Annotated in this window: 14 protein-coding genes; 11 read left to right on the forward strand and 3 right to left on the reverse strand. The window is 47.0% G+C overall.

Annotated elements, in window-relative coordinates:
- Positions 1-591 precede the first annotated feature (591 nt).
- The 6 genes from IFO68_RS01495 to IFO68_RS01520 all read left to right on the forward strand — a co-directional run bounded on the left by IFO68_RS01495 (position 592) and on the right by IFO68_RS01520 (position 7423).
- Positions 592-2541 carry a thiamine pyrophosphate-binding protein gene (locus IFO68_RS01495; protein WP_192014018.1) on the forward strand — a complete coding sequence of 650 codons (1950 nt, stop codon included), beginning with the start codon at positions 592-594 and terminating at the stop codon, positions 2539-2541.
- Between the two features lie 32 nt (positions 2542-2573).
- The gene (locus IFO68_RS01500; protein WP_192014020.1) at positions 2574-4199 is read left to right on the forward strand and encodes a flavin monoamine oxidase family protein; all 1626 of its coding nucleotides are present in this window, start codon (positions 2574-2576) and stop codon (positions 4197-4199) included.
- A gap of 242 nt (positions 4200-4441) precedes the next feature.
- Positions 4442-5479 (forward strand): nicotinate-nucleotide--dimethylbenzimidazole phosphoribosyltransferase, encoded by a 1038-nt coding sequence (cobT, locus tag IFO68_RS01505; protein ID WP_192014022.1) that lies wholly within the window; start codon positions 4442-4444, stop codon positions 5477-5479.
- Positions 5480-6253, forward strand: a complete 774-nt coding sequence (locus IFO68_RS01510; protein ID WP_192014024.1) for an adenosylcobinamide-GDP ribazoletransferase — start codon at positions 5480-5482, stop codon at positions 6251-6253.
- Between the two features lie 7 nt (positions 6254-6260).
- Positions 6261-6815: a bifunctional adenosylcobinamide kinase/adenosylcobinamide-phosphate guanylyltransferase gene (cobU, locus tag IFO68_RS01515; RefSeq protein WP_192014026.1), complete on the forward strand. Its 555-nt coding sequence runs from the start codon at positions 6261-6263 to the stop codon at positions 6813-6815.
- Positions 6812-7423 carry a histidine phosphatase family protein gene (locus tag IFO68_RS01520; RefSeq protein WP_192014028.1) on the forward strand — a complete coding sequence of 204 codons (612 nt, stop codon included), beginning with the start codon at positions 6812-6814 and terminating at the stop codon, positions 7421-7423. The genes cobU and IFO68_RS01520 overlap by 4 nt, the downstream gene beginning before the upstream one ends.
- 123 nt (positions 7424-7546) lie before the next feature.
- On the opposite strand, the gene IFO68_RS01525 is transcribed toward IFO68_RS01520, so the two are convergent.
- Complete coding sequence (locus IFO68_RS01525; protein WP_192014030.1) at positions 7547-9007, reverse strand: aerolysin family beta-barrel pore-forming toxin; 1461 nt, start codon at positions 9005-9007, stop codon at positions 7547-7549.
- A gap of 541 nt (positions 9008-9548) precedes the next feature.
- Between IFO68_RS01525 and IFO68_RS01530 the strand changes: the two genes are divergently transcribed.
- The 3 genes from IFO68_RS01530 (at position 9549) to IFO68_RS01540 (ending at position 10973) form a co-directional block, all read left to right on the forward strand.
- Positions 9549-9899 carry a GlpM family protein gene (locus tag IFO68_RS01530; protein WP_192014032.1) on the forward strand — a complete coding sequence of 117 codons (351 nt, stop codon included), beginning with the start codon at positions 9549-9551 and terminating at the stop codon, positions 9897-9899.
- 105 nt (positions 9900-10004) lie between these two features.
- Entirely contained in the window at positions 10005-10469 is a 465-nt protein-coding gene (locus IFO68_RS01535; protein WP_192014034.1) for a DUF3291 domain-containing protein, read from the forward strand.
- A 99-nt stretch (positions 10470-10568) separates the two neighbouring features.
- The gene (locus tag IFO68_RS01540; RefSeq protein ID WP_192014036.1) at positions 10569-10973 is read left to right on the forward strand and encodes a cupin domain-containing protein; all 405 of its coding nucleotides are present in this window, start codon (positions 10569-10571) and stop codon (positions 10971-10973) included.
- Positions 10974-11041: 68 nt separating this feature from the next.
- Here the strand turns inward: IFO68_RS01540 and IFO68_RS01545 are convergent, their stop codons facing one another.
- Positions 11042-12949 (reverse strand): alkyl/aryl-sulfatase, encoded by a 1908-nt coding sequence (locus tag IFO68_RS01545; protein WP_225445019.1) that lies wholly within the window; start codon positions 12947-12949, stop codon positions 11042-11044.
- Positions 12950-13396: 447 nt separating this feature from the next.
- Entirely contained in the window at positions 13397-14185 is a 789-nt protein-coding gene (locus IFO68_RS01550; protein WP_225444996.1) for a hypothetical protein, read from the reverse strand.
- 326 nt (positions 14186-14511) lie between these two features.
- Here IFO68_RS01550 and IFO68_RS01555 point away from each other — a divergent pair, with 326 nt between their 5' ends.
- Positions 14512-14940: a DUF2000 domain-containing protein gene (locus tag IFO68_RS01555; RefSeq protein WP_192014040.1), complete on the forward strand. Its 429-nt coding sequence runs from the start codon at positions 14512-14514 to the stop codon at positions 14938-14940.
- Positions 14941-14956: 16 nt separating this feature from the next.
- Positions 14957-15589, forward strand: a complete 633-nt coding sequence (locus tag IFO68_RS01560) for a LysE family translocator (protein WP_192014041.1) — start codon at positions 14957-14959, stop codon at positions 15587-15589.
- The last annotated feature ends 13 nt before the right edge of the window (positions 15590-15602 follow it).

The following is a 15602-nucleotide window of genomic DNA, read 5'->3' on the forward strand; positions in this document are numbered from 1 at the left end:
TATACTCCGGAAACTGATATATGAAAAACGGCCCAAAAACTGTAACAACACCAATAAAAAAACCGAAAATAACAATGCTTTAACGTGTTATTTATTATCGACCGATTGACTTGCTTTCAAAGAGTATAAAACCCAAACTGTAATAACTGATAATACGATATAGCCTTCAAGTGGAGAGATAAAACTGAAGATAAACCCAGCCCCTACAGTGAGATAGGATGCTGACGTTTATAATATTAAAATGATAACACAGCACTGAATTATGATGAGTATTGGAACATCAAGGCGCGAAGCGATGTTAACAACCTTGCCCCCTGCATTATTGAACGACTAATCAGTAAAATTAAACCCATCGATTACCTTTGACACACTAATCCACCAAATCCCTTTTTTCTTAAAGCTTTAACCTTGAGTAAATATTTTAATGACATTAATGTCATTTAAAAATCATTCAGAAACAGCTAAAAGCTTAACCAAATAAGTTTGAAGAACACTAAAGTCTGAACTAATGTCGAAATACCAAAAAGTAACTTTTTGTTTACATCACATTAACAGGGAGAGGGCTGTACCCTTTGTCAACAAGGATAAGTCATGTCTGACATGCCACCGCGCGTCATGCGCGATTATTTATACGATGCGCTCAATCAACTCAACATTCGCCAAATTTTTGGCGTTCCTGGCACCAATGAAATCCCCATTATCGACGGCACCTCCTACGCCGAAAATAATGTCGAATATGTCGAATGTTTACACGAAAACATTGCTATGGGTGCAGCTATGGGCGCTGCACGCATGACAGGTGAACCCGGGGTACTGGTGGTTCACATCACCCCGGGTATCGCCCACGGTATTGGCAACCTGTTCAACGCTTATCGCTCTCATACACCACTGGTTATTCTTTGCTGCCAGCAACAAAACGAGCTGGTCACACAAGAACCCCTGCTTTCATCCAATATCAAAGAGCTAGCCAGTCAGTATTGTAAGTGGTCGCACGAACTGCGCACACCTTACGAATTCCCGCTGGTGCTGCAAAGGGCCTTCAAAGAAGCCAAAGCCCCTGCTTGTGGCCCGGTCTTCATATCTATTCCCTGGGAATTCATGATGGCAAAACCCTTACCAAGCCTGCCTGAAAAGCTGTCGGGTATTACTCGTATTCCGACCAATTTCGCCGGTGATCCGGATGAAATCAGTCGTTTGGCTGAGCGCTTTGCACAGGCCAAAAACCCTATCATCATTGCCGGTGATGGTGTCGGGTACGACAACGCCTCGGAACAGTTGCAGGTATTAGCGCAAACCGTTGGTGCACCTGTGGCGTTGCAAACCTTCAGTAGTTTGGCGAACTTCCCGAACGATGATTATCACTGGCAAGGAGAGCTGCCGGGTAATCAGGCCATGCTGCAAGCCATCTATCAGCAACATGATGTGGCTTTTCTGGTGGGCTACAGTAATCAGGCTCAGGTTACTGTGTTTAATTATGCTGATGGCCCCTTAATCCCGGAATCCGTAGATATTTTATACCTGTCGAATAACACCTGGGACATAGGTAAAAACTACTATGGCAGCCATGCCGTGCTGGGTGGGATCAGAGCCAGTCTGGAAAAACTGAACCAAGTCATGGCCGAATTGCCGGTTTCCGATGACATTCAGCGCGAAAGAGACGCTCGCAATCAGTTATTAAGCAAACTCAGCGAGCAACGCCGCGGTGACTGGGATGCGTATTTACTCCAGGCCGAGCAAGACGCTTCAGGCACCATTAACCCGGCACTGATCCCGCACTATTTATCTCAGGCCATTACACAACAAGGGCTGGCGAACGAGTTTGTCTATGTGCATGAGGCCGTGTCTGACAGTCCAAGCTTTCAGTACCTGATGCCGCTTAATCAGGAAATGAGCAAGCCGGTAAGCTACTACTGCGTATCCGGCGGCTCACTCGGCTGGTCAATGCCCGCTTCGCTGGGAATTAAAATTCAGCCCACCGCAATTCAGGGGGTCACACCCAAACTGGTGATCAATGCGGTCGGTGATGGTTCGTCCCTGTTCTACCCGCAAGTGTGGTGGAGTGCCGCCAAATATCAGCTCGCCGTGTTGTACATCATCACCAATAACCGGGAATACCATACCTTGCAAAATGGCCTCGAAGAAGTGATTGGCTCTTATGGCTGGGAGCCAAAGAAAAAGCCGGTAGAACCCGACCCTACCGACCCAACCAGTTACCACAACTACGACGTTGATTATCTGTCGCTGCAGCATCCTCAGCTCAATTTCCATCAGATTGCCAATGCAATGGGTGCGGACATTCAGGGGCAAGTGGTAGAAAAATCCACTGATCTGAATGCCGCTTTACAACAAGCGATTCACTACGTGCTGAATGAAAACAAACCTTACGTGCTGGACATCCGAACTGAACGCGATCCAGCCGCAGTGCAACAAAGCGGAGGTGCGATAAAAACGTCACCAGCGTATCGACGTCCACCCCTGAATTATTTCCACAAGCAGCTTCTTGATGAAATCAACCCGGATCATGTCAACACATTAGCCTGATCCACCACATTCTATCTACAAGGAAAAGTAATATGAGTGAACATTATGATGTTGCCATTATTGGTGCTGGCGTATCGGGCGTTTACAGCGCCTGGCAGTTAAAAAAGAATTTCCCCGGTAAGCGCATTGCTGTTTTTGAAGGCAGCGATCGCGTCGGTGGCCGTTTATTATCCGTCAAGGCGCCAGATGTCAATAACATGGTCGCAGAGCTGGGTGGCATGCGTATTCTGGATGCAACACGACAACCACTCGTCCACGCATTACTGGATGAGATCAACCAATTTGCTTCACTGCCAGATCCAATAGAAACCTACCATTTCCCGGTCGATACGCCGGCCAATATCGCCTATTTACGCGATGTACGGCTCCGGCTCAGTGACTATCAAGATAATCCGCATGCTGTGCCATACAACTACAGTCCTGACGCTTTCGGCAAAACACCCGGCGCTTTGGTTATTGAGGCATTCGATAAAATCGTTCCCGGCATTACCGCCATTGATCTCACTGAACAACAGCGCCGTGAAATGGCAATGAACACTGAATTCAATGGCAAAATGCTGTACGAACAGGGCTTTTGGAATGTTCTGCAAGTTGTCATGAGCAGCGAAGACTACAGCTACTGCCGCGATGCCGGTGGCTACAATTCTACCTTGTCGAACTGGAATGCCGCCGATGCCATCCCTTGGTTTCTGACCGATTTCGGTGATGGCGTCGAATACCTCGGATTTAAACAGGGTTTCCAGTCAGTACCATTAGCGCTGGCCAGAGAACTTCAGGCGATTGGTGGCGAGCTGTTACTCGGCCACAAACTGAATAGTTTTGAACAGGTTAACGGTGTATTTAGCCTCAATTTCACCAGTGAATTAGCGATCACGGCGTACAATGATATCCAGTGTACAGCCACGCATATCGTGCTTGCGATGCCACGGCGTTCCATCGATTTGCTGGAGCAAAATTGTCCTGTTTTACAGCAACCAGAAGTGAAAGCTTTAACTGGTACTGTCACACCAAGGCCGTTGTTTAAATTGTTTACCACTTACGCGTCCCCCTGGTGGGTTGATCAATCCGGCATCAGGGAAGGACGCAGCGTGACTGACATGCCTGTCAGGCAAACCTATTACTGGCCAACCAACGAGGGGGGACCTGCGTTACAAGGCCCGGCAATTCTGATGGCCAGTTACGATGACGGTGTCAACGTAGGGTTCTGGGATGGCTACAGACAAAAACGTGGCCTGGCATGGAAACAACAGCTGGAAGTCCTACCCTTACCAGAACACAAGGCATTTACCGGACGTCTGTTGAAACAGCAAAATGTCGATCCGCAATGGGAAGCGCATCAGGCGCCTGAATCTATGATGACGGAAGTCACCCGCCAGGTTAACCTGATGCATGATGTGTCTGCCGCGGAAGTCACTCCAACGCTGCCGCTTCAGGCTGCATTTCGTGACTGGGGTGATGACCCTTTTGGCGGCGGTTGGAACAGCTGGAATATTGGTGTGCAAAGTGATGATGTGGCCAATAACATCGTCCAGCCATTAGCAAATACCCACCTCTATATCTGTGGTGAAGCATACTCCCACAGTCAGGGATGGGTGGAAGGAGCACTGCAGACCGCCCACCTCATGCTGGCGAAACTGGAAGTTCAGCTCAAGGCGTAAGGGAGTTAATCACAGGCCAGGTATTATCTGGCCTGTGATGTGAATGACTGACAAAGCAGTGTCTGCTTATGAGAGAAGTACCGTCCCGAAAAAATTTGAGCTCTCCTGCAAATTCCATTCTCTCTTCCTGTCATTTTGAAGTAACAATATCAAACACTTTGCTTTCACTGGATAGTGGCCCCTCTGGCGAGTAAACTGCAATACAGTGATTATGGAAACACTTAACCGGAGCGTTAGAAATCATGTTAGACACTCGCCACGCATCAGCCATTCAGGAACGCATAGATAACAAAACCAAGCCTTTGGGCGCGTTGGGGCAACTCGAAACCACAGCCCACCAGCTTGCTTTATTGCAAAGTCAGGGACAGAAAGAGGCGGTTTCCCAAATTACCTTAACTCAACCCACCATGCTGCTGTTCGCTGGTGATCATGGTATTGCCAAAGAAGGCGTCAGTATTGCCCCCAGCGAAGTAACCCAGCAAATGGTGCTCAATTTCCTCGCTGGCGGTGCAGCTATCAATCAGTTTTGCCGCATTAACAACATTGACCTGAAAGTCATTGATTGTGGCATTATGCTACCGGTTGAAACCGATAACCCTGATTTCATCGTACAGCGATTGGGTGCCGGAACACATAACCTTGCCCAGAAAGCCGCCATGAGTCAGCAGCAAGTTGCCGAGGGGTTGGAATTAGGCGGTTCAATTGCCAAACAGACTATCGAAGCTGGCTGTAATCTGCTGATGTTCGGAGAAATGGGCATTGCCAATACCAGCAGTTCTTCCGCCCTGCTGTCGGCGCTCAGTATTACTGACGCGGCCTATTGCGTCGGTAAAGGCACAGGGATCAGCGATGCGCAGCTGGGTAACAAGATCAGTCTGATTCGTCAGGGTGTTGCCAGATACAGTGAAAGCGGTAAACCAGGTCCATTACGTGCACTCGCAGAGCTGGGTGGCTTTGAAATCGTTCAAATGGTCGGCGCGTTTCTGGCCGCGAGTGACCAACGCGTGCCTGTTCTGGTGGATGGCTTTATCGTTTCGATCGCGGCTTATATTGCCACATTGCTCAAGCCGGAAGCTCGTGATGTGATGATTTTTGCGCACCGTTCTGAAGAGCAAGGGCATCAAAAAGTGTTAGCTCTTCTCGAAGCTCAGCCTATGCTGGATTTAGGCTTACGCCTGGGCGAAGGAACTGGTGCGGCACTGGCCTACCCCCTGCTTCGTGCCAGTGCTGAATTTTACAACAACATGGCCAGCTTCGCCGATGCCGGGGTCACGGTGTAAATGTTCAACCTTCGTTATCAGTATCAGTTGTTTTGTCTGGCGGTGTCTTTTTTCAGCCGCCTACCCATTCCAGCGTCAACCCCTTATTCCGACGAACGTATGAATCGGGCCGGGCGTTACTTTGCGCTGGTTGGGCTTATACTGGGGGCGTTGTGTGCCATTACTTACAGTATAACAGCAGCCTGGTTGCCACCACAGTTCGCCGTCTTTATCACTATGGTGTTCAGCCTGCTGCTGACCGGGGCATTTCATGAAGATGGCCTGACCGACATGGCTGACGGCATTGGCGGTGGCCTGACGACAGAACGCCGTCTGGTCATAATGAAAGACAGTCGGATCGGCACTTACGGTGCTGCCACCCTGATCATGGCCTTGCTGGGTAAATTTATCATGCTCAGCTATCTGGCTGAGCATACTGAACTGGCCCTGGTTCTGATTGTCGCCTACACACTCAGCCGCACAGTCGCGGCCTCACTGATTTTCGACATGCACTATGTCAGCGACTCCAGTACCAGCAAGAGCAAACCTCTGGCCAATGCCCAGACCGTCCCTGAGTTACTCTTTTTAGTGGCGACCGGCACCCTCGTCTGCCTGTTACTGGTGCCCGATCTGTCACTGGTGCTGATAGTGGCGGCTGTTCTGTTTCGGAGTGGTTTCAAAGCCTGGCTGAATGCGCGGCTTGGCGGATTTACCGGTGATTGTCTGGGCGCGGCTCAGCAACTCATGGAACTTTTGATCTACCTGATCCTTATCGCCTCAGTTCACAACCAGTGAGGATAAAATGACGATTCAAACGACATTGAGCCTGATACTTGGTGGTGCACGATCCGGCAAGTCACGCTTTGCCGAGCAGCAGGCCAAAGAAAACGCCACACAGGGTAAGAGGCTGCATTATATCGCCACTGCTACACCATTTGATGATGAAATGCGCATGCGGATCAAACACCATCAGCAGCAACGTGGGGATAACTGGGCTGAACACGAATGTGCTTTGGAACTGGCAAACCTGTTAACTCAGTTTACCGCGAACGATGTGGTGTTGGTTGAGTGTTTAACTCTCTGGCTGAATAACGTTATTTATTCACTGGGAGAGGCTTGCAGCAATGAAGCGCTGGAAGCACGTATTACCGATCTGGTACAGGCAGCGAAAAACAGCCAGGCCCGATTGATCTTTGTCTCGAACGAAGTTGGCATGGGGGTGGTGCCGCTCGGCGAAGTGAGCCGCTATTTTGTCGACAACGCCGGCCGCATGAATCAGCAGTTCGCCGCCATTGCCGATGAGGTGACTCTGGTGACAGCCGGTTTACCACTCCAATTAAAAGGGATCGCCAGGTGAAAACCTTCACCGTCACATTAGTCCGCCACGGAAAAGTTAATGGCGCCTCCGCTTTGTACGGCTCAACCGATGTAGAGGTCAGCCCCGAGACCAATCAGGCTATCTGTAACTCGCTTGCCAACGCTGATATTCACTATAAAACCGTTATCAGCTCTCCTTTGCGCCGCTGCTTATCGCTAGCTGAATTACTGGCAGGTGAACACCTTCTGGTCTGCGAACCGGCATTAAAAGAAATGTACTTTGGTCAGTTAGACGGTACACCTTTTGAGGAAATAACCAGCGTGAGCGAAGAGTGGCAACAGCTTGAGCAATTCTGGCACAACCCAGCCAGCTCAGGATTACCTGATGCCGAATCACTGGAAAACTTCAGTAGGCGGGTGACGGCCTGTTGGACCAGGATAGTCAGCGAGCTGCAACACGATGTCCTGATAATTACGCATGGCGGCGTGATTCGTGCCATAGTTGCAGATGTACTTGGCCTCGACTGGAAGAATCCTAAATGGTATTCAAATTTAACGATTCGCAATGGCAGCATCACACAAATTCAAGTCACGATGGCAGATAACGAGCCCTATTTTTCCGTGAAACAAATTGGCTCGACACACTGATCAGTTTGGCCTGACTGTTGGCCAGTTCAAGCCTGAAGCACAGTTACTTTCGATTTGAATTCGATCCGAACAAACCGGAAACCCCTTTGTGGTTTCCGGTTCTTTTCATCTAGCTACAGATAGTTACACCCCGGTATCAGCTTTTCTGACAGAGACCTGAACATCTTTCAGGCCAGCATCTTCAAGTTGATCCTGAATGCTTTTCTCCATTGAGGCCGTATTTGAATCACCCTGAGGAAGGGCAATCTCTTCAAAATACAGCTCGCCGGTGAACTGATCTTCTGCGTAAAACTGGCCTTTGACGCGTGCTTTCTTAGGCGCCAGTACTTTGCCCAGCCAATAACGGGTGTCATAAGAACCCGCCGTTTGCGCGATCCAGTTCCAGTCCCAGGTTTTATTCATGCCTGTAATATCACGGTGATCCCACTGGAATTCCAGACTCTTTTCATTGCCGGCGAAGCGGCCGATAGCAAAGTTACTTGTAAAGTCTGGTCTGTCTTTCGGATGCCACAGCAATCCGTTCCCACCCCAGCGCATGAAACCATCAAAACCCAGTTCATACGATACGTCCGCGTCAAAGACGTAAGGATAAGAGATATCAGCCCGGTACACATTCAACAGCACTTTCAGTGCACTATTCGCAGGTACTACCGGTCTTGCCTGAATTGTCACTCTGTTACTTTCTTCACCGCCACTGGTGCTTCCCCATGCCTGAGTGGCACCAAAAGTCACGGATATTGATTTTTCAACACCGCCAGTGACTTCAGGGCTCTTAAAAGTGCTGGAAACCTCAATACTTTCACTGAAGCTGTAATCATTACTTTGTGACCAACTGGTTGACGTGTTGTAACTGATATCAATGACGTATTGCTGCTGAATGCTGGTTTTATTGACCGCCGTCGAGGAGATCGTATTCACCAGCTGACTATTTGAATTCACGATAGAACCGTCAATTTTAAATGAAGCCGGATCCATGGTGTAAGCAAAGTTTTTCGCCTTTATGGTTGTCATATCCTGGCAACGGTATCCGTCACACGGACCGTCATTACCCCGAATATTCCAGGCACTTTCGTTACTGTCCCACCAGACTTTCATGTCATCGCCAACCTGGCTTCCTTTCGGACCACCCACCCAGGCATAGCCCATGTGGTGAGCCAGGTACGCGGCAGGTTTTACAAAATCGTCTTGATCACTGAGCAATGTCCATTCAACACGCTCTTTAGATCCTTCATCAATGGAAATAGCAGGGAAAGATAAAATATTTGTGTCTGCATTCAGAGGATAACAAGCAGTATGGCTGGCGGTTCCCTGTTTAATTTCACCCATGTAACCGGGCCCCATAATGACCCAGCCATCGGCTAAACTAACATAAGACCACTTTCCGATTTTGTTCATTATCGAATCTCGAAAGCGCAATGCTTCAGAACGCGTAACTGGCCGGAAATCAGCGTTACACGTTTCAGGGCCGAGATTGTAATGAATTTCGACTTCCTCTGGATAAAAAGCACTGGTTTCCAGTGCAGACACGGACGCTATATGACCAAAAGGTAATATAATTAACAAAGGCGTTATTTGTTTTTTCATTGAAACCTTCTTATAGAAATGTTGGCTTGCATAAATGCAAAAACATATGTGACTAATAAAAACATCCCTCTCATATGCAACGCCGTTATATCAATGCATTTAATAAAAAGTCAATGAATTATTTTCACACTCCCTTTATTTACCCAATTAAATATCCCGGATGAAAAAAGACAAATAACATATCAGTAAATCGCTATATTATAAGATATAAAGTCTTACCATAATATAATAATTATTATACAAAACAACAAGATGAAAACAAACCATAAAATGTAATCGATAACAATAAGTCAAAATACGCTTTCATCGGCAGGCTGTTATTGATAATAAAGACTTTAACTTTACCTTTTTGTTAAAGCGACGCATCACTTTATATTGATTAAGCAACATAGATAATAATGTAATAAAATTATCTATAACGTTTAGCTGAGCAGTTTCAATGCTCAACTATAGAATATTTACTCTAATTAAAAATACAAAATACTGTTCACAGTGTTTTTTTGCTTTAACTTATAATCTCTTTTTTGATGGATTAACTTCAATGGTCTCCTTGTTTCTTAAGTGTCTGCTGGGTGCGCTAGCTGTACTGCTGATTGCGATACTTTCCAAAAGTAAAAGTTTTTTCATTGCAGGTTTAGTGCCCTTATTTCCAACTTTTGCCTTAATTGCCCACTATATTATTGGCACAGAGCGAACCATGTCGGATTTGAGAGTGACCGCTCTGTTCAGTCTGTATTCATTAGTTCCCTATGCCGCTTATCTGGTGGCCGTATACTACTTCAGTTATCGGTTTAGCTTATTCTGGACACTGGGTCTGGCAACTCTGGTATGGGTCGGTTTCGCGGCTGGCCTGCTGCTCGGCTGGAGCCGCTTGTATACCGGCATCGCCTGACAGCGAATGGCTTACCACTATTCAACATACTGTTGATATGGTTAAATTACGAGCAGCATCAAAGACAAACCCTCAATCTGGGTTAACCATTATCAAGGAAGAAGCATGAAACTAGCGCAACTGAACATCGCCCTTGCCAAATACCCAATGGATGCACCTGAAATTAAAGATTTTGCCGATAATCTGGATCCTGTGAATGCCATTGCTGAAAGCAGTGAAGGCTTCATATGGCGGCTTCAGGATGAATCCGGCGATGCAACCAGTATTCAGGCATTCGACGCCCCCAATATGCTTATCAACATGTCTGTCTGGGAATCGGTAGATACGCTTAAAAACTTTATGTTTCGAACCCATCACCGCGACTTCATGCGCCGTAAGGCTGAATGGTTTCATCGTTCAGCGGAAGATACTTATGTGCTGTGGTGGGTAGAAGATGATCATATCCCGACCATTGCGGAAGCCAAAGAACGTCTTGATTACCTGAGAAATAAAGGTGACAGCCCATTTGCTTTCACGTTTAAGAGCAATTTTACACCCGACGATGCGCTGGCGTATGAGCTTGAAGCCTGATGACGTTCAGGACACATCTCAGGCCACATCATAGATATCTGCTATCTTTTTTGCATGTGTTCCCACCGTTTTGATATCCATGCAAAGAAAGGATTCAACATGACGCGAAAACAGCCGCAACACCTCGCCAGCAGCTCTATCCGGCTGAAAAACGATGCAAGTATTGAGCTTCTTGAGATGAATGACACTTTCTGGCCGCGGTTAATGGCCGGGGAGCTTGGTGATTTTCATCATGAATATCTGGTCAGCTTGCACGATTTTAGCTCTGACTGGTCTGGCAGCGAAGCACATCCCCAAGGCGATGAAATTGTCATACTGCTAGCTGGATCGGCAACATTTCAATTGGAAATGCCGGAAGGGATACACGAGGTCAGGTTGGAGTCCCCAGGATCATACGTGTTTGTACCTAAAGGCGTATGGCACACGGCAAAAATAAAGCACTCGGCACGTATGCTGTTTATCACCGCCGGTGAGGGTACCCAGCACAGACAGCATGACAGCTAAAATCTCGCGAATAAATCAGGGCACTCAATGAGTGCCCTGATTATCTTAGTAACAGTCTCGCGTGTCGCTTAAGGTGTCACTATGTTGAACCAGAAATCGAAATTATCGAGATAAGATAACAACTCAGTCAGCTTCTCTTGATCTCCGGTGATCTTTATATCACCTTTTTCAAGGGCATCTTCCAGTGTCACTTGTTTGAGCATTAAGGCATCAAGCGTAGTGCGAGCCAATGAAACAGATGCATTCGCCTCTTTGTCTTCGGCGCCCAACGTATGATTCAATACGCCATTTTCCATCTCAAGCAGATACTTTTCTTTCTGGTCGGTGAAATCAAAGTTCAGAACGATTTTCTTACCATCTGCTTTTTCACTGTCCAGGCGCATTGCCAGATAATCAAAGAACAGCTCTAAGCTCATCGCTTTCACTGTATCCGGGCTGGCCGTATCAGGAACAGGTAACTTGTTCACCCCTTCTCGCAGTTCTTTTGCCCCCGTCAGGTAAAAGTTACGCCAGGGGCCGCTTTCCGCCTGATAACCCAATTGTTCAAGTGCATCGGCCTGCATGTTTTTCGCTGCCTGATTGGAAGGGTCAGCAAAAACCGCGTGATTCACCACTTCAGCCACCCAACGGTATTCCCCTTTGTCGTAATACTCTTTTGCTTTCTTAAGTAGCGCATCCGTACCGCCCATCATATCTACATAGCGTTTTGCCGCATCAACAGGCGGTAAGGTGTGCAATGTCGCAGGGTTACCAATAAACCAGCCAAGATACAGCACATACGTTGCCTTAACATTGTGATTGATAGAGCCATAGTAGCCACGGTTTGAGAAATACGTATTCAATGCGTCTGGTAACTTAAAGTCTTCGGCAATTTCAACCATGGTTTTACCCTGGTTCGCCATACGCAAAGTTTCGTCATTAATGAAGCGATACAAATCGCGCTGCGATTTAAGGTGTTTGACAATTTCACCTTTCCCCCACACTGGCCAGTGGTGCATGGCAAACATGACGTCAGCATCATCGCCCCACATATGAATGGCTTCATTCAAATACTTAGACCAGGCCAATGGATCACGGATTTTCGCGCCGCGCAGAGAATAGGTATTGTGTAAAGTGTGAGTCGAATCTTCGGCAGTGTTAATGGCTTTTTTCTCTTTAATATAGAAAAGCATTTCCGATGGTGCTTCAGACCCAGGTGCATACATAAACTCGTAGGTAAGTCCGTCAATGACCTTTGTTTCACCCGTTTTGGTAATGATATCAGTTGGTGGGATCAGGGTGACTGTACCTGCAGACGTGGTTGTCCCCAAGCCGGCTCCAACTTGCCCCGTCGCACTTGGCGGCAGCAGGTTACCATACATATAAGATGCACGACGGCTCATTGCTGTACCAGCCATTACGTTCTCAGCAACCGCGGCTTCCATAAAGCCGACTGGCGCATAGATTTTCACTTTACCGGATTTCACATCAGCTTCATCAACAACACCTCGCACACCGCCATAGTGATCAACATGGCTGTGTGTATAAATGACGGCGACAACCGGCTTTTTCGGACGGTGCTGGAAATAAAGATCTAAAGCAACTTTGGCTGTTTCTGTAGAAATGAGCGGATCAAAAATCGTGATCCCCTCTTTACCTTCCACAATTGTCATGTTCGACAAATCCTGATTACGGACCTGATATATGCCATCAGTTACCTGAAACAGACCTGAAATGTTAATAAGCTGAGACTGACGCCATAAGCTTGGGTTAACCGTATCGGGTGCAGCTTGGTCTTCTTTAATGAAACCATACTTCGCAGGATCCCACACCAGGTTCCCTTGCTCGCCTTTTATCTGTTCCTGTGGCAAGGGAGCGATAAAGCCTTTGTGCGCCAGTTCGAACCCGGTTTTATCATCAAAAGGCAACTCTTTCATCAGTGCCTGATTAGCCGATTTGGTTGCATCCGTAGCCGGTTTGGCTTCATCAGCCGCCATTGAAACCGGCGCCAGCAATACACCTGAAATGAACAAGGAAACGACTGACAAAGACTTGCTTTTTGTGCGAATCCTGCCGGAAGAAGACGTTGCATCAGAGCAACTTTCCTGTCTAAAAGAATTAAAACTTCTCATAACGTGTAGCACTCCATGGTTTTTGATCTTCATGTTGTTGTCATACTCGGTGATGAACGTTAAACAAAACAACCTCAGCCTGGGAACACAAATAACCTGCACAAAACGCCATTTCCAGACGATGAATTTTAAGAAACTCAGCCAATTATGACCATAGATTTATATCATTAAGTTGAGTATCAGTGTAGTCGCAACAATCGCTTACATTTCATTGCAAGAAAACGAAAATCGAATCACAAAAAATTCAGTAAATCATAAGGAAACCGAATGCTCCCCCATAAAATCAGCTTGTTAACCAGTGATAGTTCGGCATTAATTAAGAAATTGCATGTTGAATCCTAAGAAAACCTGCCAGTCTGGATAACCAGGGCCGTCATCAGCAACTGAAAATTGCGGTTCGACAAAAAGGTTATACACAGTCTTGCCTTTTTTGATGACCTGACCAGCACCTATGCCTAATGGCACGCTATAACTGTCGTTTTCAAAGTTATAAACCCAGATTGGCGCTGCTCTCAAATAGGTGCCTCCTCCCAATTGATAAAATGCAAAAGGCTGGAAAGCAGCAACATTGACATCCTGACGAGCATCTTCTCCGGCAAAACTTTCCTGCCAGGTAAGTAAATAGCCGTACTGGAACACGGGTGAACTGGCGTTAAACAGCACATTCGCCAAACCGGCAGACCATTTTTCGCTGCCGAGTTCGTCTTCGGTCGCTGTCGGTGCAGTAAGCTGAGGACCAACACCGAAACTCACAGCCGGATTTCCGGTATCAATCAGGTAAGCGGCAAAAATGTTGAAGTCACCAATACCGGTTTCATGACCACCGGTAGGCGATGTGGGGTAGGTGTTCACTGGCAAAGATGCACGCATGATCCAGTTTGTTTCACCGACTGAAACAGGTTTCGCAAATCGTACCCAAAACTGATTAGCGTATTCGTCAGACTCAGTGACCTCTCCAATGTAGTAATTTTGAAAGTTAAGAGCTGTCATGTTTGCCAGAGGGTTATTCGCTTGAGCGGCAGAGTTATCTGCGGCAAGCCCCCCAGCGGCGTGCAGTATACCGCCCAATGCTACCCAACATTTTAACCACTTGAATTTCATACCATTTCCTTTTGGCTGATTGCTAATAAAAGACAAATGATGTCTGACAAACTCCGGGACACCAATGCACTGACATACCGTCTGTCACTATGGCTGCTTTTTCTTACAGCGGTGAGAACAAAAGTAAACAGATAAGAATAAAATTAGCATAGAGATTAAATTCTGCATCTTCCTGTTACCGCACAGGATTTACCTGCGCTTCCAACAATTGTCTGTTATAGGGTTGACGCTTTATCAGCAGATATGCATATTGTTTTGTTTGTTGCGAAACAGAAGAACAGCGTAAACAGTGCTGATAGATATTGAGAGAAAAAGGAAACGTATCAATGGGCTTGCCGAACGAAGATCAAAAACGCTTTATCGCAGTATTAAGCAAAAAAATGGATGCAGGCCGAACACTGAATGTGCTGGGACACCTGAGTGCAGGGCTGTCTCATCTGGTCGATCAGCAAGGAGCTGAATACATTGATTATCATGATGCTGATGGCAACTGCCATCCGAGTCTGTCTCACTTTCCGTTTATTGTTCTGAAAGCAGATAACTCGAACAAAATCCGCAAAGTCAGAGAGGAAGCCATCAGGCATCAAATTCCTTTTACCGATTTCACACACACCATGACTGAAGGTGGCTCCATTGCCCAGCAAGCGTGGACCAAAGAAACCCCGGAAAGTGAATTAGAGTACCTGGGAATCTGTCTGTTCGGCGACACTGAAACTCTGAAATCATTTACCGGTAAATTCAGTTTGTACCGCTGAACCTGGAGCAGGAAAGATGCAATCGTACGTGTTTCTTTTACCCATTTTGGCCTTGCTGACACTGGGCGCAATGACGCCCGGTCCCTCTTTTCTGTTAGTTGCTCAAACGGCTATGTCTCATTCCAGAACACAGGCATTTTCTGTTGCACTGGGAATGGGAACTGGCGCCCTTATCTTTGCCTTACTCGCATCATTTGGCTTAGTGACATTATTCGAAACGGTACCTGAGTTGTACCTGACCTTTAAACTACTTGGTGGCTTATATCTGTGCGTGTTGGCATGTCGAATCTGGAAACAAGGGGAGCAACCACGTGTTCAGGCAGTAGCGGCAGGTAAAACGCAAAGTGTGCATTCATCCTTTTTCTATGGTTTAACAACCCAGCTCAGTAACCCCAAAACAGCCATGGTTTTCAGCAGTGTTTTTGCCGCTTTGCTGCCCGCAGAGGTACCTTCCCTCACTCCGGTATTGTTAAGCCTGGGTGTTTTCCTGACAAATTTTGGCTGGTATGCCATAGTCGCTGTGCTGCTTTCAACAGAACGCGCGCAAAACTTGTATCTAAAGGCCAAAAAAGGATTTTGCCGTGTTGCTGGCACTCTGCTGGGTTTATTCGGCGCTAAGTTGCTGATGTCAACGTCAGCCGATCTATAACGGCATCATCAAG

This window comes from Photobacterium arenosum, assembly GCF_014841115.1.
Taxonomy (GTDB): Bacteria; Pseudomonadota; Gammaproteobacteria; order Enterobacterales; family Vibrionaceae; genus Photobacterium; species Photobacterium arenosum.